The following is an 18,040-nucleotide window of genomic DNA, read 5'->3' as shown; positions in this document are numbered from 1 at the left end:
CTTGTTTTACTTAACTAAAAGGAAGGCATTATGTCTTTAAATAAAGCCGTTTCGTGCGGCTTAGTTGGTAATGAGTTATCCAAACAGATAACTGGCAGTAATGATGCTAGCGTAAGCAGAACAGCTGTGGCTATAAGCTCCGGTGCAGCTGCTGGAGCGCTTACATCTGGCGCAATAGTAATTGGTGCAGGTGTCGCGTCTGCGCCAGTTACAATCCCTTTGGCGGTAGCTGGTGGAGTAGTTGCTGGCATTGCTAGTTTGTTTGATTAGTTAAATACGAGTGCTCTATATGAGCACTCTTTTAAGATATAATAACACCGTTTATTTTTTAGGTTCTCATAATGGTATTTTGGGAACTTGCCATCCCTTATATACTAAGGGTTTTAGCTTATTAAGCTAATTGAAGGTCTCAAAACCTCGTTGATTAGCTTAATGGGAAGTTGATTACCTTCTGCTGCAACCAAAATAATTATCTTTACTACCAAAAGCTTTTGTATCAACTTTTGCAAAATAACTAACTCTAAAGAATAGCTGTTCAAAATCCTCTGCAAAGTTTTCACTGTTCCTATTAAGCCTGTATGTATGATTATCAGGAAACTCTACACACTTACCCGCATCATAGGTTTCAATCCCTATAGACTTGGCCCAGGCCCTTATTATACGAGAAGCCATATTATCACCATTACCTTGATAATTCCCTAAACCATAATAAGTGTCTTTATTCAGAAAAATCGCAACATGATAATGAGGCATGCAAGAGCTATCTTGCTCTTTAACCCATATATATCTCAAACTACTATGGTGAGCATTACCGTTTCTTTTAATTTTATCTTTAACTTCACGCTTTATTTCTAGATCAAGACTCTTAAAAAAGCTCGATATATGCGATGTTTGTAAACTTGCGATTTGATCAATAATCCCAAAGCTAACTGGAAATCTTAAATCAAATCTAATAGCCAAAGTTCTAGGATGTTCATTCAGGCTTTGAGTTAGAACCTGCTCAATAGATATTAAATAATTTTGTATCAAGTCTCCTTTATTCCATACAGGAATATTTTTGTAGAACCCTACTTTGTTTATCACTAAGTTCCTATTAACTGTATGACGTTTATTCATAATTTCCTCTTAATTTAATTAGTCACATAAGAGGTGTCTCCTTAGTAAATATTTATCCATTATTCCTTAATATGTTTGGAGAGATAGTGCCGTGTATATATTACCTATACAGAAAAACAACCCATCAGATTTGTGTGGTATGAATCAAAAAACCATAGGCTATCTAATTGAATTCGACTCGATGAAAAATGGGAGATGTAGTATCAAAATATAGAATGGAATGGGTGCAAATATACTTAAAGTTTGCAATCACACTATTAACATGCAATAAAATACAAGCTAGGCCAGTAAAAGTGTATCGTAAAGAAACTTTCTGGTTATGCTTTTTTTATGATAACGGAATACTTTTAATGGATAAAAAGTACAATAAATTTATGGATTCCTTACTTAATTTTACTGATGAATGTGAAGTTATTAAGTGGATTGATTTTTTTAAAAATGACGGTAGAGCCCTGTTATGGCTTTCAACAAAAGCTGCAGCAAGTTACTACCCTTGTGGCAGCTCAGTACCAGATAATTTTTATGCAGCAACGGCTTTAATTGAACGCTATGATGGATATTTAAAAGGCTCTAATTTAGAAGTTTATAAAAGGGATGTATTGAAGATAATGGCAGACTACTTGAACGATATCTTACCTGTTAGCGACTTTCAGTGGTTAGAAAAAGCTGATGGGCAGGGCCTGTACTGGGTGTGGGTTTATATTCACTTCAATAAACCGAGGGAGACTTACATACCGCAAGCTGATTGCCTTAAAACTAGAAGTTTCATATCAACGGCAGATGAAATTTTCCCTTTAATATTGCAAAAGCTAGATAATACAATCAGTTTAAATGATTATAGAAAGGACTATTTATCTGTACTTTTGAAAGAATACAGCAGCTTTGTTATTAAAAGAAATCCTGTTTATTGGTTAGACCCTAAAGACAAAGAGGGTTGTAGTTGGGTATGGCAATACATAATCGATAAGTATGAACATTTAGACTTTCTCGCCCCTATCACAAGTGAGGATATATATTTGGCGATTGTTGCTGTAATCTCAAATTGGGATTTACTTCATAAAAAGATAGAGCCACAACGCGTATTTTATGGGAATACTTACAACCCATACACTCCAAGTGCACCTTATACATCGGGCGTACCTTATACATCAAGTGCACCTTATACACCGAGTGCACCTTATACAACGGGTGCACCTTATACAACGGGTGCACCTTATACACCAAGTGCACCTTATACATCGGGCGTACCTTATACAACGGGTGCACCCTATACAACGGGTGCACCTTATACAACGGGTGCACCTTATACAACGGGTGCACCTTATACATCGGGTGCACCTTATACACACCCTACAACCTTTTCCACTCAAACATTTAATAACATTCATGAACCCTACAGAAGTAATAACTCACTTCTTCCAGAGTCTGATTGTCAAGACGGTTATAAACAAGAGACGGGAGCAATTGAATTCAATACAGTTATAACAAAAGATATTCTATTGAAACAACTATATAACGGGCATAAGCAAAGAAAGCATAGAGAACGAAATGAGAGTACATTTAGCTTAACCAAAGCAAACCAAAAAAAGCTAACCAACTACGCTAAAGATCAAAATACCACTGAAAAAAAAGCCCTCAATGAAATAGTTAAAACAATGCTTGAGTAGCTCCTATTACTTTGAATTAGCCTGCTCAATCAGATCACTCCACCAGGCCATTATTGGTCTACGCTGCTCTAGGTAATCAGAGCGGTTATATGCCGCTCGAGTTTCATTTTCATCTGCGTGGGCTAAGCAGGCTTCTACCAAAAGGCTATCGTAACCTTTTTCATGAAGCGCTGTAGAAGCAACAGAGCGCAAGCCATGGGCTACCAACTTATCTTTGTAGCCTAAGCTTCGTTTAATCGCGGCATTGACCGTGTAAGTGCTTGCATGGCCCTTTTCATTACGCTCACTCGGGAATACATATTCATGGTGACCGCTGAGTGGTTTCATTTGCTCAAGTATTGCCAAAGTAGCAGACGTTAAAGGTACTCGGTGCGCTCTTCTGCGTTTCATTTCTTCAGCTGGAATCATCCATACAGCATCTTCAACATTAATATCGGCCCACTTAGTACCTGCGGCTTCTTTTGAGCGAGTAATAGTGTGCAGTTGCCACAAAATTAAAAGCTTTGTTTTGTTCTGGATGGTTTGCGAGCCATTCAGAGCGGTTAAAAAATCAGGTAGCTCTTCAGGTCTAATCGTTGCCATATGCTCTACTGTATTTTTAGTAAATACTTTTATGATTTTTGCTAGTGGATTGGCATTGATAAAGCCATGATTTACTGAGTAATCCATGATCTGGTTTAAGCTTTGGCAAATACGTTTGATTGTGGAGTGTTTACCGTCAGTCTCAAGTGGCCTGAGAATTTCAATAGTATCAATCGCTGTAATGCTTTCTAAAGGTGTGTCTTGCAACTTTGGGAAAATATACATCTCAAGTGTTCGCCACTCCCTAGCTGCGTGATGAGGCGTAACAGTTGGCTTTTTTCGTTCAAACCAAAGTTCTGCGGCAGCTAAAAAAGTATTCGCAGCTTTACGGCTCTCTGCCTGTTTTTTAGCGAGTTCATGTGCCTTTGGATTAATACCTTGTGCCAATATTTCTTGGTACTCAATAGCTTTAGTACGTGCATTAGCAAGCGATAGTGCTGGATAAAGCCCAAGGGGTAATTTATTAAATTTATCACTTATTGGATCTTTAAACTTAAATTGCCAAGATTTAGTACCGCTAGGTAAAACACGCAGTTGAAGACCGCCACCGTCAGAAAGCGTTTGTTCTTTGCCTGTACTGGTAATTGATTTTATCTTTTTATCCGTTAGACGTACTACAGGCCTAGCCATAATAAGCTCCATAATGATGATTAAGACTAGTATATATAAAATACAATCTCATGGGTACTAACGTGGGTACTAAAAACAGTAGAAGCAACAAGATTATACTGGACAAACACGGAACAAAAACAGGTTAATAATATGTTTTAATTGGACTTTAAGTATCACTGAGGAGCGGTGCGGAAGTTAATGCAAGCGCCCAGGGAACCACTGGATAGCCATTTTTAACTCCTAACGTATATTTAAGCGCTATTTTAACTGGCAATTCATTTAATTGCGCTATACTGGCGAAAATATTTTTAGATTAGTTGTTATGGCTCTTAAATCAACCATTATGAAGGCACAATTATCGCTTAGCGATATGGATCGCCATGTTTATCAAGACACAAATTTAACTCTGGCTCAGCATCCATCGGAAACTGACCAGCGGTTAATGATTCGCCTGCTTGCGTTTGCACTTAACTATTGTGATGGTTTAGAGTTTACCAAAGGGCTAAGTGCTGATGACGAGCCAGAGCTTTGGCACGTTAATTACAGTGAAGAAGTAGAGCTTTGGATTGAGCTAGGCTTACCTGACGAAAAGCGCCTTAAAAAAGCCTGCAATAAATCTAAAAAAGTTGTGCTTTATACTTACGGTGAGAACAACCAAGCTATATGGTGGCAAAAACACCAACCAAAATTGTACGAATTTAAAAACTTAAGTATTTTTAGTTTAGACTATGCAGCAACACAGGCACTTGCAGACCTAGTTGACCGCAACATACAGCTTACTGTCACCATTCAAGATGGTGAGGTATGGGTTAACACTGATAATACGAATATTGAGATAAAACCACAGCAATTAATGTAATTGCAGTTGCTTTAGGGATTATATGAAAGTTAAACACGTTATTGTTTTACATGGCTTGTATATGTCTGGCTTTGTTATGCGCCCCCTTTGCTCTAGGTTAGAGAGCTCAGGCGTTAACGTGTTAAACCTTACATACAATACTCTTGACCCAAATCGTGATGCTATTTTTAAACAAATAGATGAGTTTATTGGTAATGAGCCCACAGCCTTAGTATGCCACTCTATGGGGGGGTTAGTGGCTAGAGCTTACTTAGAAGCTAACTCAGGCGCCAGCCAATTCGTTACAAAAGTAGTAACGCTTGGTACTCCCCATCAAGGCAGTCACATTGCACATAAAATGAAGCAAAAAGGGTTTGAAGCTTTTTTAAAAAATAGCGTTGAGTTTTTACTCACACAAAATGGTAACTGGCCATTTAAAGCAAAGCTTTATAGTATTGCTGGCGACCTACCAATCGGCTTAATGCCTCTTATTGTAAAGGGTAGCAAGTCAGACGGCACGGTTCTTCTTGATGAAACTAAACTAAAAGGTATGGCAGAACACAAAGTGTTTCACTTAAGCCATACCAGTATGATTTACTCACGTGAAGTGGTCGATTATATTTTAAAGTGTTTAGGCGAAGGCAGTTAATCTTCTGCTGCCTCAGCTATTTTATAACTTAGTAAAACAATAACCCCGAGCACCAACGGAATTGGCGCAGCTATATAACCAAACACGTCTGAGTTAGCGATACTTGCACCAGCTAGATGAGCTACTAAGCCAAGCACAAATGCCACCAGCGCAATACATACCACAATTAACTCTGCTTTATTTTGTTTGCCTGTTTTTGCATACATGTTCACTCTCCTAATTAATTCAACGCCATTATTATGCGCTTTCAAAAAGAGTGATTTTTGACCTAAATCAAAAAATAAATTAACAAATTTAATAACACCTTCTAAGCTTGTTTGAGATCATATTTTACGCAACAAACCACCTTAAAAAATTGAGGTGAATTTTAATAATTAGACCCCATGTCTGTATAGAGCAAACAAAACTTATGTCCCAGTCATTTAATAGGTTTTAACTATTAACTCTATAGATATAAACAGTTTCACTAATCTAACTAAAAAAGTAATACTTTACTCAAGTTAACAAACAAACGGTTTTTAAGGAGCAAGTTATGTCACAAGTAAATGCAATTGGTTTAAACAGCGCAAAAAGCGACGACATTGTAAAATCACTTAATACTCTACTGAGTAGCTACCAAATACAGTATATGAATGCTCGTGGTTTTCACTGGAACATCAAAGGCCGTAACTTTTTTGAATTACACGTTAAGTTTGAAGAAATTTATAACCTGTTACTTTTGAAAGTAGACGAGATTGCAGAGCGTATTTTAACGCTCGATGGCGCGCCGTTACATGCATTTTCAGATTACCTTGAAGTAAGTGAAATAAAAGAAGCAAAAGGCATAAGTGATGGTGTTACTGCCGTAGAAAATATATTAGCGGGCTACAGTACATTAATTAAAAAGCAACGTGAGATTTTAAACCAAGCAGGTGATGCAGGCGATGAAGGTACAGCATCATTAATGGGAGACTACATCTCTGAACAAGAAAAACTAGTTTGGATGCTAAAAGCTTACTTGGATTAAGCTAAACGTTATTCTGATTTTGAAAGCCTCAGCTACCACTGAGGCTTTTTTGTTTATTTAACAAAATGTATCATTCAACCAACGCAATAAAAAATGCCATTTCTAGTGCTTTTTCTTCCAAGCTTTTAAAGCGTCCAGATGCGCCGCCATGACCTGCGTCCATATCGGTTTTAAATACCAATATATTATTATCTGTTTTGTATTCTCGCATTTTAGCAACCCACTTCATGGGCTCCCAGTACTGCACTTGCGAGTCATGTAGGCCGGTAGTGACTAATATATTAGGATAATTCTGTGCGCTTATATTGTCATAAGGCGAATACGCATCTATTACATTATAAAACTGTGGATCGTTTGGGTTTCCCCATTCATCGTACTCATTGGTGGTCAGTGGAATACTCTCGTCCAACATAGTGGTGAGTACATCTAAAAATGGCACATGACACCCTACGCCACAATATAACTGTGGAGCTTGATTCAGCACCGCCCCCATAAGCAAGCCACCCGCACTGCCGCCTGATGCAAATACTTTGCTGCTATCACAGTATTTTTGTTCAACCAGCGCTTTTGTTACGTCGATAAAATCACTAAAACTATTTTGTTTATGTGTTTTTTTACCTTGCTCATACCAATTGCGGCCTAGCATTTCGGAACCACGCACATGCGCAATAACATAAACAAAACCACGGTCAAGTAAGCTGAGCGACGTGCTAGAGAAGCTCGGATCAATGGTGTAACCATAAGCCCCATACCCATATTGAAATAATGGGTTGGTGCCATCTTTTTTAAAACTATCTTTTCGGTATACAACGGAAGCAGGTATTTTGACGCCATCACGCGAAGTAATCATCAGCCGCTCAGACTCATAATCTGAGGCTTTAAAGTCACCTAATACCTTTTGCTGTTTAAGCAATGTTTTTTCACCCGTTATAAGGTCAACGTCGTACAAAGAACCAGGAGTGGTTAAGCTTGAGTAATAAATGCGTGCCGTTTTAACATTCGGTTCTGGGTTCATTGCAACAGCAGCGTAATAACAAGGATCGTCAAACTCAAGCGCCATACGCTTGCCTTCTTTATTTACTACAACAAAACGTGCTTGTCCTTGCTCTCGTTCGCTGAGCACTAAAAAATCATTAAAAAGCTCAACGCCTTCAAGTAATACATGTTCCCTGTGGGCTGTATGCTCTTGCCACTGAGTTTTATCTGCAATGGTCTGCTCGGTTGCAGTCATCAATCTAAAGTTTTTAGCTTGCCAGTTGGTGACAATATAAAATGTGTCACCTAACTTATCGACATCAAACTCATGGCCCTCTTCTCTTTGCATGAGTGCGCTAAATTGACCTTGCGGATTATTGGCATCAAGCACCCATGTGTCGTTGGACTCAGTAGATGCCAAATCAATTATAATTAGCGCTTCATCTCGGCTTTTACCCAGTCCCATAAAAAAGCTGCTGTCTTGCTCTTCATACACCAACACATCTTGGCTTTGCGCACTTCCCAGCTCATGCCTAAATACTTGGTACCCTAATAAAGTTTGCAGATCTTTTTTAACATAAAAAACGGTTTTATTGTCGTTTGCCCAAACAACTTGCCCTTCTGTATTTTCAAGCTCATCAGTGAGCATTTCACCTGTTGATATATTTTTAAAACGAACGTTATAAATACGGCGACCCTCAGTATCTTGTGAATACGCCATAAGCTGCTCATTAGGGCTTAATGCAACTTCCCCAAGGTCAAAAAATTCAAAATCTTGTGCAAGTTCGTTTACATCTAGCAAAAGGGCTTTATTTTCAGCTTTAATACTTGTGCTACGATAATGACGCGCATATTCATCGTCACCGCGCACTTCAGAGTGATACCAGTATTTTCCATCTTTGACGGGCACGGAATTGTCGTCTTTTACAATACGCGCTTTTAACTCTTCGAATAAGGTATTTTGCAAGGGTTTAATACATGCTAATTGCTCATCGCAATAGTTATTTTCGGCTTGTAAATGTGCGAGTACTTTTTCATTTTTGCGCTCATCATCACGCATCCAATAGTAATGGTCGGTTCTTTTTTTATTATGTGTAGTTAATGTGTGGGGCTGCTTTTCAGCAACAGGGAAATGAGGCAACAAGCGTAAAGAGTAGTCTGAACTAGGCACAAATAAACCAAATTAAAGAAGTAATAATGCTCGCAGTTTATCATAAAAATAAAAAAGCCCACTCAATAGTTGAGTGGGCTTAAAGGCAACCGATTTATTCCTAAACCTGTAATACCTATGGGAAGAAACATGTAATTAACTAATTTATAATTGCAGCCAAGCCATTGCCCAACTTTTACCTATCCCTGGTTCAAATATTGACTGTTTATCCTTTGCTTTTCGACAAAACTCGTTAAAAGGCCAAGGCCTACATTGATATATGCAACCATCTTTAGGCTGTAACACCTTAGTACCTGCGTTATAGCGTTCACTATGCTCAGGGTAAACATACTCATACAAGCTTTGAGTACTCACGTCATGATCGTCGCATTTTGCAATACAATGAAAATCAATATGCGCTTTGCATATACCGCTACTTTGCAATGCAAAGATTTTATTATTCCGATAAGCGACTACTAAACCGTGTTCAGTCATTTTTCCTGCACTAACCAAAGGAATGTGAACATTAATGTATTCTGCTATCAAACGCGGCCAAGCGTGAGGTTCCCCTTGTTCAAATGAAGTAATTTTAAAATCAAACGATAAGCTAATTAGCTCTCCTTGCATGTCATAAAAAGTTACTTTCACCACATCACCAATAAATAATTGAGTGTGATGATTTAAGCAACCAATTGTTGACCATTCCCCGCAGGCCAACGACGTATGCATAAACACGGCTACACCTTAAGAGTGACATAGTTTATTCATTATGAATAAACAACAAGCACCAATAACAAGTAATACTGCAAACCATTAACTTGCCAATGAAGTGCTAATTATAAGTACCCACTCCCTAACAATCAAACAAAAGAATGTAACCGAGATTTACAACCAGTAATTAAGGACCACTTTAAAAGCTAAATTTATCCAAATAAGTACTGTAAAGGCTCTTGACCCCAAGTAAATGCGAGTACAATTAGTAAGCCTGCAAATATAGCCCACGCAAGCCAAGGCGACTTAGTTACGGAGCTTTGTACACTGTTTGATTTTGATGCTTTTTCTCCAGTAATCATTGCTTTTACTAAAGGCTTACCTTTAATTTTGTACACAACAATTGCCGCTATATGCAAGCCTATTGCATACAGTAATATGTCAAAATTGAGGTGATGCAGCCAATTAGCAAAATCGACCGTATCACTCGATACATATTCAACAAGCGGGCCGTCAGTTAAAATACCGTCGCTACTCATCAACCCGGTAATTAATTGCGTTAATATAAGCGTAAAAAAAGCAAGAACCATATAGCTGCCAGGAGCAGAGTGTCCCATGGTGTCAATCGGTTTTTTAAGCCCCTGTAACACAGCCTTAGGTGAGTGAAACAAGCCACTTAATTTTGCTGTTCTGCTGCCAACAATCCCCCATACTATTCGCGTAACAATGAGCGCTAAAGTAAAGAACCCAGCAACAAAATGCAGCTCAATCATGCCTTCTTCTACACTAAAATATAAAACAGCAATACTAATGACTAACAGCCAATGAAAACACCGTATAAACCCATCCCATACTTTTATCGTCGTCATTGTGTTTACCCTCTAAAAAACAGTATTATTAAAATGCTAATCAACCTCATAATAAGGTGTCGTTATCTGCCATTCTACAAGCCAGCAAGGTAAATGCTATGCAACCAGTTAAAAAAGCGATAATAAAAGGCTTTTTAGATATGCTTCCACTTTGCTTAGCCGTTATTCCATGGGGAATACTCTGCGGCTCTTTAGCTATTCAAAATGGATTTACAGCTCTTGAAACACAAGCCATGTCGTTACTGGTCTTTGCAGGTTCAGCTCAACTTGTCGCTATTGAACTTATGGCGGGTAACACCCCCTTACTTACCATATTATTCACTACGTTTATAATTAGCTCTCGGCACTTTTTATATGGACTTGCTGTTAGGCATAAAGTCATAGATCAACCAATGCGATGGCGCCTACCTGTTAGCTTTGTATTAACCGATGAATTATTTGCGTTTTCTCATCACCGTAAAGCTTATCGCACAAAAGTGCGTTTAGTTTATGCGCTTAGTGCAGGCTTTAGTTTTTACATCGCATGGAATATATGGACATTAATAGGCATTGTTGCAGGATCTATGCTTCCTGATTTAACTAACTTAGGGCTCGACTTTGCAATTGCAGCTACTTTTATCGCCTTGGTTATTCCAGGTATTAAAAATACCGCCTCTTTAGTGACTGTTATTGTGGCAGGTATTACTGCTACGTGGTTAAAAAGCACAGGGTTTGAATTATGGCTAGTGTGCTCCGCATTATTAGCAATGAGTGCAGGCTATACAACGGCAAGGCTAACAGCGAAAAAGGACACTAAAACATGATGACCACTATTTTACTCATGGCCTGCATTACGTTTTTTACGCGTTATTTATTTTTACACCGTGCATTGCCTTTTAAAGTGGGCCCTAAAATGCAGCAATTTTTAAGCTTTAGTGCACCGGCCGTGCTTACCGCTATTTGGGTTCCTATTGTATTTTTGGGTGACGAAGGCATAAACCTGCATTGGCAAAACCCTTACTTAAGTGCCGCTATTGTAGCCATTATTGTAGCTTATAAAACACACAACATTTATTACACAACACTTGCCGGTATGGGTTTGTTTCTAATTTTAAATTAGGGCTTATTACCCTCTAAAGTTAAGTCTTAGCAGCCTGAGGATTGTTTATTATTTTTCACCGACAAGGATGTGCAATTAGGTATAAGCAATACGCAAAATTTAGCTCGAACTATACCAAGGCCGTTAGGTCACATATCTCGCTCCACGAATAAACTTTATACTTTATGTAAAACCTTTACCGCGTTAAAATATGCCTAACAACAATAATAAGAAGCCACCATGCAAAAGTTTTATCAATTAAGCGCAACAAATCTACAAGGCCAACCTATTAGCTTTGATGACTTTGAGGGAAAAGTTGTACTCATTGTTAATACTGCAAGTAAATGCGGATTTACCTACCAGTACGCATCTTTACAAGCGCTTCATGAAAAGTACGCCAGTCAAGGACTTGTGATTATAGGCTTTCCGTGCAATCAATTTGGCCAACAAGAACCTGGAGATGCGTCGCAAATAGAGCAAGGGTGCTTAATAAATTACGGAGTCAGTTTTTTAATAACAGACAAAGTTGATGTGAATGGAAAAAATGCACACCCTGTATTTCGCTTTTTAAAATCAGCTTTACCGGGGTTTTTAACTCGAAAAATAAAATGGAATTTCACTAAGTTTTTAATTGCAGCCGATGGCACACCAATTAAGCGCTATGCCCCTTTTACTAAGCCAGAAAAGATAGAGCTCACTATACAAAAAGCATTAAGTAAGGCTAAAAGCACACAGTAAAAAGTAATAAAGAGGCTATTAGCCTCTTTATTGCCAATGTAACAACTGCTTAAGCGTACTTGCCTGTGCACTTAGCTGCCGTTATTAATTGGTATTGTATTTATACTAGTGCAATTTAATCAATGTAATCGCTTAAGTCATCTTCGCCTAGATTTTTGCGCAAGCGTTTTTGCTCAAGGTAGTCTTCCAACTTTTTCTTAACCTTTTGCTTGTTTTTATCATGTTGATTTCGACCGACCATTTCGTATTCGTCTTCAACAAAATCATCATCTAGCGCATCGTAACTAAATGTCTTACCCACAACCCACTCCATAAAGTGTTTGAGACCAATTACGCTTTAATTAATGTAATTGGTAAATTAAAAAATTTAACACCAATATGCTGTTCAAATTAGCATCAAAGTAAAGCCACAAAGCCATAGTAAATAGCCTTCATGTCATTAATGTGAATAAATAGCGCTAAATTGCAATTGTGGAAAGTGAGAGTTTTTTATCGTATCGATAAATTTTTTTTATAAATTTATATTCATTGGTTAATTTCACTAAAATATAGTCTAATAATAAAAATCAAACAGACCTTTAAACCTAGCAAAAAACACAAGCCATTGCTTTTGTTGATAAAAAAATAGTGGCACCAAACTTGTTATTAGTTATTTGTTATCAACAAAAAATAGAGTCATCACATGAAAAAATTACTATTAGTTAGCGCATTAATCTGTACACCTGTTGCTATGGCACACAACGATAATGATTCAACAATTTCATTTAGCAACGATCAATGCGACGTAGAGTTTAAAAATGATGTTCGCATCAAGCCAAACGAACTAGAAATTTTTACAGCAAAAAACCAAGCTATGCAATTCAACAGCAATGGCGACTTAATGGTAAATGGTGAGTTTGTAGCGCTCAATAACTCACAACGCCAAGCTCTTACTCAATACTCTGATAGCTTACGTATACAGCTACCCGAAGTCGCTAATATTGCATTAGACGGCGTAAAAATCGCCGGTGTTGCTTTGGAGGAAGTCGGTAATGCTTTTAACATTAATGGCTTAGACGATATGTCATCATTAATGGACGATATACGCGTAGAAGTAGAAAACACGTTTTATCAAGAAGGCACCTTTGTTATGGGCCAGCAAAGTTTTAACCAATTTGGTGAAAACTTTGAGCATCAGTTTGAAAAACAAATAGAAACAGCCGTTGAATCAGCAGTCATGCAATCTATGGGTAGTATACTGGTCGCGCTTGGATCGGAGTTATTAGGTTCTGGCGGCGATATGGATGCATTCGAAGAACGCATGGAAAATATGGGCGCACAAATTGAAGAGAAAGTAGAGTTACACGCGAACAACTTAGAGCAACGAGCTAATTCGTTATGCGGTAATTTTGCTGAAATTGCAAAACAAGAAGAGCAGCTAGTAACGTTAGTTCCTGAGCTAGAAGGTTATCAATTATTTACCTTTAAACACGTTAAATAACCCGCAATTAACTCACTATATTTAACATCCCTTCAGCAGCATTTTATTTTATTGAATGCTGCTTTTTTGTATCTGTTCTGTCTCTTTTTTCTCGTTTATGTTGTTCGGCTCAGAATAAGGGCCATTGGTCTAGTTAGTACTTGCCTAAGTAAACAACTCTATGGCTTTATACAAACATAGACTGCGTTCGTTATTTATCGTTATAAACAATAAAGATAAAAGCAGCGTTTTATGGACATAAATTTAACTCATATGCCCCCTGTTTTTGATAACACTAAAGATTTAATAATCCAATTTTTAGTGGCTAAGCAAGACTAAAATATTCAGCAAGCAATTTGCTTCAAAATTTATGCCCTTAGCAAAAAGCTGAGAGGCTCCATCCCCAGTTAGACACGTTTAAACGTAACTAACACTAAAGCGCCTGCCTCATAGCAGGCGCTTTTTATTTATTAGAGAAGCACTCTATTAAAAAATCGTATTTTTAAGTCAATTACTATTTTAAATATCAAATTATTGACGATTTTTATTGCGCTAAACATAACTACTAGCTGCAATAAAAAACACTACAAACAAAACAATTAAAAACCTAAATAAAATAATCTGAATAATTACCCATTTAAAACAATCGAATATGCATAAATAAAAAACAAAACTAGTAAAAACACATTTAAAACAACAAACTAAAAAACAACCGAGTAAAATAAAAATTAAAAAACAGAAAAAACACAATTAAACATTTGATTAACAATTAGCACTTCAGATAAAAATAACTAATGCCTCACAGGTAATTTTTATCGTTTTATTTTTGTACACTTTGCATGCAAAATGCGCATGTTTTCAACAGACCTAAACCGGAGCCAAGTGATGAACCCTATAAATACATTAAACCAAACAGCAAACACACAAATTGCAGTTAAACCAACCAACCGAAAAGCAAAAATGCTAGCTAGGCTTAATACCCTTGGTAAAAAATTAGCACTTGGCGGCGCAGCGCAATATAAATAATCACCCAACCATGGTTATTTATTCGGTGCAGCAAACACCCAACCACTAAAAAGTCTCTTTTTTAGCTCCCACAGTTTGCTGCAACCTCTTTATTTTATTAATAATTGCCTTAATTTCCCCTAATTTGTAAAAAAACACGTATTTACGTCTATTTTTTAGGCAAACAGACATTTTGCTATTTACACACCCCCATCACCTAAGTATTATTCTGCGTCACGGAGAGATGGCAGAGTGGTCGAATGCACCGGTCTTGAAAACCGGCATAGGTTTGTAGCCTATCTAGGGTTCAAATCCCTATCTCTCCACCATATTTTAGTTGGTGGTTTTTTATATCATCAACACAACCGGTTATGCGTTGGAGAGGTGTCCGAGTGGCCGAAGGAGCTCCCCTGCTAAGGGAGTATAGAGTTTGTAGCTCTATCGAGGGTTCGAATCCCTCCCTCTCCACCATATACTATATAAACCACTTAATTGTGGTTTTTTTGTGCCTAAATTTTAACACTGATACTAAATTGGGAGGGTGAGACCCTCGACAGGGTTCGACAAAATGTCTGGAACATTTTGGGCCGCTGCAAGCGTCGCGCAGCGATTGATTACATGGATGAAAGCAAGTCTATTCCCCTTTCTCCACTATATGCTAGATATAAACCACTTAACTGTGGTTTTTTTGTGCCTAAAATTTATAAAAATTAAACAAATTGTAACCCGCTATGACTTAGTGCATTATTACTAAAACGATAGCCACTTTAGGTTTTGCTATGAACAGGTTTATATTGTTAATTACATGCGCAGTGCTACCTTTTTTTTCTTTTTCGCAAAATACAACGGTATACAAGTGTGTAATTAAAGGCGTTCCTACCTTTAGCCAAACACCTTGCTCAAAAGATGCCGAACAGATCACACTAAAAGAAATCAATATAATTGAAGCCTATAAAAGCCCCACTCAAGCAAATAATGTTACCGATAGTTCAGTAGACAATTTTTTAGAAGTTCAGCAAATAGAACGTGAAATAAGCAAGCTACAATTAACACTTAAACAAACAGAAAAAACTTACCAAGAGCAAGTAAAGCAAGCCAGCTATGTTACACAAGATCAGGCTAACCGGTTAGGCGCCTCTTCTATTGCTGACGCCATTGCTAAAAAAACAGCGCCAATTACCAGCGCATATGAATCAAAAGTTACGCGTACACAACAACAAATAGATGCTTTACGTCAACGAAAGCAGTTGCTTAGTCAAATTCCTTAAGCGCTTGCTTTATGGTATTGATAAGCGCGTTTACATCTTTTTTCGTTGTGTAAATGTGCGGTGAGACTCGTATTCCGTGTTTGCGCTCGTCAACACTCATGTTTGCTTTACCCAGCGCTGCTAATATTTGCTGCTGTTTATTCTTAAAAAACAAAATAACGGTACCACTACATTGATTGCTTTGTATTGGTGATACAACAAATTCACTTAAATGCTGATGAATATTCGAAATCATCGCGAGATTATGCTCTCTTACCTTTCTAACTGTCAGATCTGCAAAGTAATTTATACTATTCACAGCAATCACGTACGGGGCTATAGAAGGGGTGCCTCCCCAAAATCTCAGCGCGCTATGATGATAACTAAAATGGTTAATATTAAACTCAAAGGGGTTTTCATGAGAAAACCACCCTACATCTTTTGGCTTACACTGCTCCAGCTGGTTTTGATTAACCCATAAGTAGGCTGCACCTGGCCCGCCGCACAACCATTTAACACTTGAGCCAATCATGAAATCGGCATCAAGCGTTGTTAAATCAATAGGCAACACTCCAGCAGATTGCGCCACATCAATTATTGAAAGGCTATTAGTCATCTTACTGCGTAGTACAATATCGCTTATCGGTGCTTGAACACCCGTATTTGAATAAACATGACTTACAAACACCATATCTATATCGGATGTTAAATAACGCTCCCATACAGCTATATCGCTTAGGTCTTCTTCTTCAGGAATAAACGTTATTTCTGCACAAGGCGGTAACGCCTTTTGCATTACAAACCCCATACTTGGAAAGTCGCTTTGTGCCATAAGCACTTTGCAGCGTGCTTGTTGTAATTGAGGGTGCGACATAACTAACTTAGTTAAACTGCTTGATAAATTAACCTGCGGGCAAAATTGTGAACTTGCCGAATTAAATAACTTACCTAGTGCAGAAGTAAACGCATCTATTTGAGGTAACCATTGTTGCCATGGCTCTTTATTTGAATCTTGCCATGGTGATAGGTAGTGCTCTGTAAAGTACTGTTGAGAGCTTTTTAGTGGCCTTCCGACGGAGTGGCTTAAAAAGTAGCAACCTTCAGATATACAAAAATCATTTTTAAGCATATTACTTCACCCACTCTTTTAATGAATTGAGATCATCAAACCGCGTTTTTATATCGTCCCTTTTTGCCGCTGCGCGTCTATCCCTCAACTTTTCTAACGAATCGAGTAATACATGAAGTGGCGGTCCACTTGCCGTTACTTTACTTAAATGTTGCTCTTGCATTTGCTTTGACGGTTGCGCAATAAATTTTTCTACTAACTGGTTATGATGTCCGATTGCTGTGTCACCATGTAACTTACATACTTGCATAAATAGCTTTCCATGTGATTTAAACCAGTTGCTATTTTTATATTGCTGCGCCTGTAAAAAATCGTCCATAAAGCTTTGTATTCGCATTGATTCTCTTAATATTTGCTGATCTTCTGGCATCATATACAAAAACTTATCCACCAGCATTTGTGAGTAGCTTGGCTCATTTGCACTACAAAGACCAAGCAACATATCAATTACGTTAATTCCGGCAAAATCGCCTGCGTTTGCACCTCGATAAATCTCTTTACCAACACGGTATGGTTTGTAGTAAGGGCGAACGCAGTTAAAAAAACGATCTGTATCTAATTGTGTGTAAAGTGCATTATTAGATTCAATTACATCAATGAGCGCGTACTTTGCAGCCTTTAATAATTCACCACACAAAGGGTGCGAAATACCCAAAGGTACTATTTTTAATAAGGCATCACTTGCTCGCTTGTAGGCTAAAATACCTTGAGTGTTATAATCTAAAAAAAGTTTTTCATCAGGTAAATTAGTAAAGCGCTTATAGGTGCCATTAACAGCTTTATTGTGGGTGGTTAAATGCGCGGTAGCAAACCGCGGTGTTACACCAATCGACGCACCAATATGCATTGCCAATGCCGATGCCTCTACCAAAGGTGAAGTAGTTTCTCTACTGGGCTCAGTTATTTCATGGCGGCGACATGCAGCCATGAATAATCCAACATTGCCTAATAAATCAAATGCACGATCAAACCCTTGATCGGTATTTCCTTCTGCTAACAAGTGTGAAATTAATACATTGCCTTGCCTTTTTAATTGTTGCTTTAATTTCTCACCAACACCTTCAACATTTGCTTTATCGAATTGCTGCCAATAAAGCAGCTCTAATTCAGTATTTATCTCTACAAACTCAGTGCGTATCCAATCATCAAATGTGGCCGTATGTGTATTCATTATTTTGCTCTATTATTTTTATATTTAAATGCTAACAG

20 protein-coding genes and 2 tRNA genes are annotated in these 18,040 nt (G+C 37.8%); 13 read left to right on the top strand and 9 right to left on the bottom strand.

The window, feature by feature from the left end; all coding sequences use genetic code 11:
* The first annotated feature begins 30 nt into the window (after nt 1-30).
* Nucleotides 31-270 carry a hypothetical protein gene (locus AC27JL_RS15660; protein ID WP_487196018.1) on the top strand — a complete coding sequence of 80 codons (240 nt, stop codon included), beginning with the start codon at nt 31-33 and terminating at the stop codon, nt 268-270.
* 174 nt (nt 271-444) lie between these two features.
* Here the strand turns inward: AC27JL_RS15660 and AC27JL_RS15655 are convergent, their stop codons facing one another.
* On the bottom strand, nt 445-1,116 hold the full coding sequence (locus AC27JL_RS15655; RefSeq protein WP_487196017.1) for an inovirus Gp2 family protein: 672 nt from the start codon (nt 1,114-1,116) through the stop codon (nt 445-447).
* 350 nt (nt 1,117-1,466) lie between these two features.
* Between AC27JL_RS15655 and AC27JL_RS15650 the strand changes: the two genes are divergently transcribed.
* Nucleotides 1,467-2,783 carry a hypothetical protein gene (locus tag AC27JL_RS15650; protein WP_487196015.1) on the top strand — a complete coding sequence of 439 codons (1,317 nt, stop codon included), beginning with the start codon at nt 1,467-1,469 and terminating at the stop codon, nt 2,781-2,783.
* A gap of 6 nt (nt 2,784-2,789) precedes the next feature.
* On the opposite strand, the gene AC27JL_RS15645 is transcribed toward AC27JL_RS15650, so the two are convergent.
* Nucleotides 2,790-3,995: a tyrosine-type recombinase/integrase gene (locus AC27JL_RS15645; protein ID WP_487196014.1), complete on the bottom strand. Its 1,206-nt coding sequence runs from the start codon at nt 3,993-3,995 to the stop codon at nt 2,790-2,792.
* A 304-nt stretch (nt 3,996-4,299) separates the two neighbouring features.
* Between AC27JL_RS15645 and AC27JL_RS15640 the strand changes: the two genes are divergently transcribed.
* Nucleotides 4,300-4,836: a YaeQ family protein gene (locus AC27JL_RS15640; RefSeq protein WP_058430311.1), complete on the top strand. Its 537-nt coding sequence runs from the start codon at nt 4,300-4,302 to the stop codon at nt 4,834-4,836.
* A gap of 22 nt (nt 4,837-4,858) precedes the next feature.
* Nucleotides 4,859-5,464, top strand: coding sequence for a PGAP1-like alpha/beta domain-containing protein (locus AC27JL_RS15635; protein WP_487196013.1), 606 nt, complete (start codon nt 4,859-4,861; stop codon nt 5,462-5,464).
* Here the strand turns inward: AC27JL_RS15635 and AC27JL_RS15630 are convergent.
* The gene (locus tag AC27JL_RS15630) at nt 5,461-5,670 is read right to left on the bottom strand and encodes a hypothetical protein (protein ID WP_058552761.1); all 210 of its coding nucleotides are present in this window, start codon (nt 5,668-5,670) and stop codon (nt 5,461-5,463) included. The genes AC27JL_RS15635 and AC27JL_RS15630 overlap by 4 nt on opposite strands.
* A gap of 326 nt (nt 5,671-5,996) precedes the next feature.
* On the opposite strand from AC27JL_RS15630, the gene AC27JL_RS15625 reads away from it, so the two are divergent.
* The gene (locus AC27JL_RS15625; protein WP_010558088.1) at nt 5,997-6,470 is read left to right on the top strand and encodes a Dps family protein; all 474 of its coding nucleotides are present in this window, start codon (nt 5,997-5,999) and stop codon (nt 6,468-6,470) included.
* Between the two features lie 70 nt (nt 6,471-6,540).
* Here the strand turns inward: AC27JL_RS15625 and AC27JL_RS15620 are convergent, their stop codons facing one another.
* From AC27JL_RS15620 to AC27JL_RS15610, 3 genes are all read right to left on the bottom strand, one after another.
* The gene (locus AC27JL_RS15620; RefSeq protein ID WP_487196011.1) at nt 6,541-8,616 is read right to left on the bottom strand and encodes a S9 family peptidase; all 2,076 of its coding nucleotides are present in this window, start codon (nt 8,614-8,616) and stop codon (nt 6,541-6,543) included.
* 144 nt (nt 8,617-8,760) lie between these two features.
* The gene (locus AC27JL_RS15615) at nt 8,761-9,324 is read right to left on the bottom strand and encodes a chitin-binding protein (RefSeq protein ID WP_248520247.1); all 564 of its coding nucleotides are present in this window, start codon (nt 9,322-9,324) and stop codon (nt 8,761-8,763) included.
* 194 nt (nt 9,325-9,518) lie between these two features.
* On the bottom strand, nt 9,519-10,175 hold the full coding sequence (locus AC27JL_RS15610; RefSeq protein ID WP_487196010.1) for a cytochrome b/b6 domain-containing protein: 657 nt from the start codon (nt 10,173-10,175) through the stop codon (nt 9,519-9,521).
* A gap of 98 nt (nt 10,176-10,273) precedes the next feature.
* On the opposite strand from AC27JL_RS15610, the gene AC27JL_RS15605 reads away from it, so the two are divergent.
* The 3 genes from AC27JL_RS15605 (at nt 10,274) to AC27JL_RS15595 (ending at nt 11,991) form a co-directional block, all read left to right on the top strand.
* Nucleotides 10,274-10,978, top strand: a complete 705-nt coding sequence (locus AC27JL_RS15605; protein ID WP_008128327.1) for an AzlC family ABC transporter permease — start codon at nt 10,274-10,276, stop codon at nt 10,976-10,978.
* Nucleotides 10,975-11,274 carry an AzlD domain-containing protein gene (locus AC27JL_RS15600; protein ID WP_006793840.1) on the top strand — a complete coding sequence of 100 codons (300 nt, stop codon included), beginning with the start codon at nt 10,975-10,977 and terminating at the stop codon, nt 11,272-11,274. The genes AC27JL_RS15605 and AC27JL_RS15600 overlap by 4 nt, the downstream gene beginning before the upstream one ends.
* A gap of 219 nt (nt 11,275-11,493) precedes the next feature.
* Nucleotides 11,494-11,991, top strand: a complete 498-nt coding sequence (locus tag AC27JL_RS15595; protein WP_487196009.1) for a glutathione peroxidase — start codon at nt 11,494-11,496, stop codon at nt 11,989-11,991.
* A gap of 115 nt (nt 11,992-12,106) precedes the next feature.
* Here AC27JL_RS15595 and AC27JL_RS15590 read toward each other — a convergent pair whose 3' ends face one another.
* Nucleotides 12,107-12,292: a PA3496 family putative envelope integrity protein gene (locus AC27JL_RS15590; protein ID WP_010558095.1), complete on the bottom strand. Its 186-nt coding sequence runs from the start codon at nt 12,290-12,292 to the stop codon at nt 12,107-12,109.
* A 381-nt stretch (nt 12,293-12,673) separates the two neighbouring features.
* Between AC27JL_RS15590 and AC27JL_RS15585 the strand changes: the two genes are divergently transcribed.
* From AC27JL_RS15585 to AC27JL_RS15565, 5 genes are all read left to right on the top strand, one after another.
* Nucleotides 12,674-13,471: a YggN family protein gene (locus AC27JL_RS15585; protein WP_006793837.1), complete on the top strand. Its 798-nt coding sequence runs from the start codon at nt 12,674-12,676 to the stop codon at nt 13,469-13,471.
* Between the two features lie 864 nt (nt 13,472-14,335).
* Nucleotides 14,336-14,476, top strand: a complete 141-nt coding sequence (locus tag AC27JL_RS15580) for a hypothetical protein (protein ID WP_008128321.1) — start codon at nt 14,336-14,338, stop codon at nt 14,474-14,476.
* A 217-nt stretch (nt 14,477-14,693) separates the two neighbouring features.
* Nucleotides 14,694-14,784 (top strand) — tRNA-Ser (locus tag AC27JL_RS15575).
* A gap of 49 nt (nt 14,785-14,833) precedes the next feature.
* Nucleotides 14,834-14,926: transfer RNA gene (locus AC27JL_RS15570), tRNA-Ser, on the top strand.
* Nucleotides 14,927-15,234: 308 nt separating this feature from the next.
* Nucleotides 15,235-15,723 (top strand): RNA-binding protein, encoded by a 489-nt coding sequence (locus AC27JL_RS15565; RefSeq protein WP_039038467.1) that lies wholly within the window; start codon nt 15,235-15,237, stop codon nt 15,721-15,723.
* On the opposite strand, the gene AC27JL_RS15560 is transcribed toward AC27JL_RS15565, so the two are convergent.
* Nucleotides 15,707-16,831 carry an aminotransferase class V-fold PLP-dependent enzyme gene (locus AC27JL_RS15560; protein WP_487196007.1) on the bottom strand — a complete coding sequence of 375 codons (1,125 nt, stop codon included), beginning with the start codon at nt 16,829-16,831 and terminating at the stop codon, nt 15,707-15,709. The two genes, AC27JL_RS15565 and AC27JL_RS15560, sit on opposite strands and share 17 nt — an antisense overlap.
* Nucleotide 16,832: 1 nt before the next feature.
* Nucleotides 16,833-18,002, bottom strand: coding sequence for a PrnB family protein (locus AC27JL_RS15555; protein ID WP_058430278.1), 1,170 nt, complete (start codon nt 18,000-18,002; stop codon nt 16,833-16,835).
* Between the last annotated feature and the right edge of the window lie 38 nt (nt 18,003-18,040).

The organism is Pseudoalteromonas sp. 4NS20-0020 (genome assembly GCF_057554385.1).
The sequence above is the reverse complement of the archived record's forward strand: the minus strand, read 5'-3'. Positions and strand labels throughout refer to the sequence as shown.

Coding starts and splice junctions, on each gene's coding strand:
- AC27JL_RS15625 (WP_010558088.1), top strand. CDS start 5,997: ATGTCACAAGTAAATGCAATTGGTTTAAACAGCGCAAAAAGCGACGAC.
- AC27JL_RS15630 (WP_058552761.1), bottom strand. CDS start 5,670: ATGTATGCAAAAACAGGCAAACAAAATAAAGCAGAGTTAATTGTGGTA.
- AC27JL_RS15655 (WP_487196017.1), bottom strand. CDS start 1,116: ATGAATAAACGTCATACAGTTAATAGGAACTTAGTGATAAACAAAGTA.
- AC27JL_RS15595 (WP_487196009.1), top strand. CDS start 11,494: ATGCAAAAGTTTTATCAATTAAGCGCAACAAATCTACAAGGCCAACCT.
- AC27JL_RS15635 (WP_487196013.1), top strand. CDS start 4,859: ATGAAAGTTAAACACGTTATTGTTTTACATGGCTTGTATATGTCTGGC.
- AC27JL_RS15660 (WP_487196018.1), top strand. CDS start 31: ATGTCTTTAAATAAAGCCGTTTCGTGCGGCTTAGTTGGTAATGAGTTA.
- AC27JL_RS15610 (WP_487196010.1), bottom strand. CDS start 10,175: ATGACGACGATAAAAGTATGGGATGGGTTTATACGGTGTTTTCATTGG.
- AC27JL_RS15650 (WP_487196015.1), top strand. CDS start 1,467: ATGGATAAAAAGTACAATAAATTTATGGATTCCTTACTTAATTTTACT.
- AC27JL_RS15560 (WP_487196007.1), bottom strand. CDS start 16,831: ATGCTTAAAAATGATTTTTGTATATCTGAAGGTTGCTACTTTTTAAGC.
- AC27JL_RS15555 (WP_058430278.1), bottom strand. CDS start 18,002: ATGAATACACATACGGCCACATTTGATGATTGGATACGCACTGAGTTT.
- AC27JL_RS15600 (WP_006793840.1), top strand. CDS start 10,975: ATGATGACCACTATTTTACTCATGGCCTGCATTACGTTTTTTACGCGT.
- AC27JL_RS15645 (WP_487196014.1), bottom strand. CDS start 3,995: ATGGCTAGGCCTGTAGTACGTCTAACGGATAAAAAGATAAAATCAATT.
- AC27JL_RS15615 (WP_248520247.1), bottom strand. CDS start 9,324: ATGCATACGTCGTTGGCCTGCGGGGAATGGTCAACAATTGGTTGCTTA.
- AC27JL_RS15605 (WP_008128327.1), top strand. CDS start 10,274: ATGCAACCAGTTAAAAAAGCGATAATAAAAGGCTTTTTAGATATGCTT.
- AC27JL_RS15640 (WP_058430311.1), top strand. CDS start 4,300: ATGGCTCTTAAATCAACCATTATGAAGGCACAATTATCGCTTAGCGAT.
- AC27JL_RS15585 (WP_006793837.1), top strand. CDS start 12,674: ATGAAAAAATTACTATTAGTTAGCGCATTAATCTGTACACCTGTTGCT.
- AC27JL_RS15565 (WP_039038467.1), top strand. CDS start 15,235: ATGAACAGGTTTATATTGTTAATTACATGCGCAGTGCTACCTTTTTTT.
- AC27JL_RS15580 (WP_008128321.1), top strand. CDS start 14,336: ATGAACCCTATAAATACATTAAACCAAACAGCAAACACACAAATTGCA.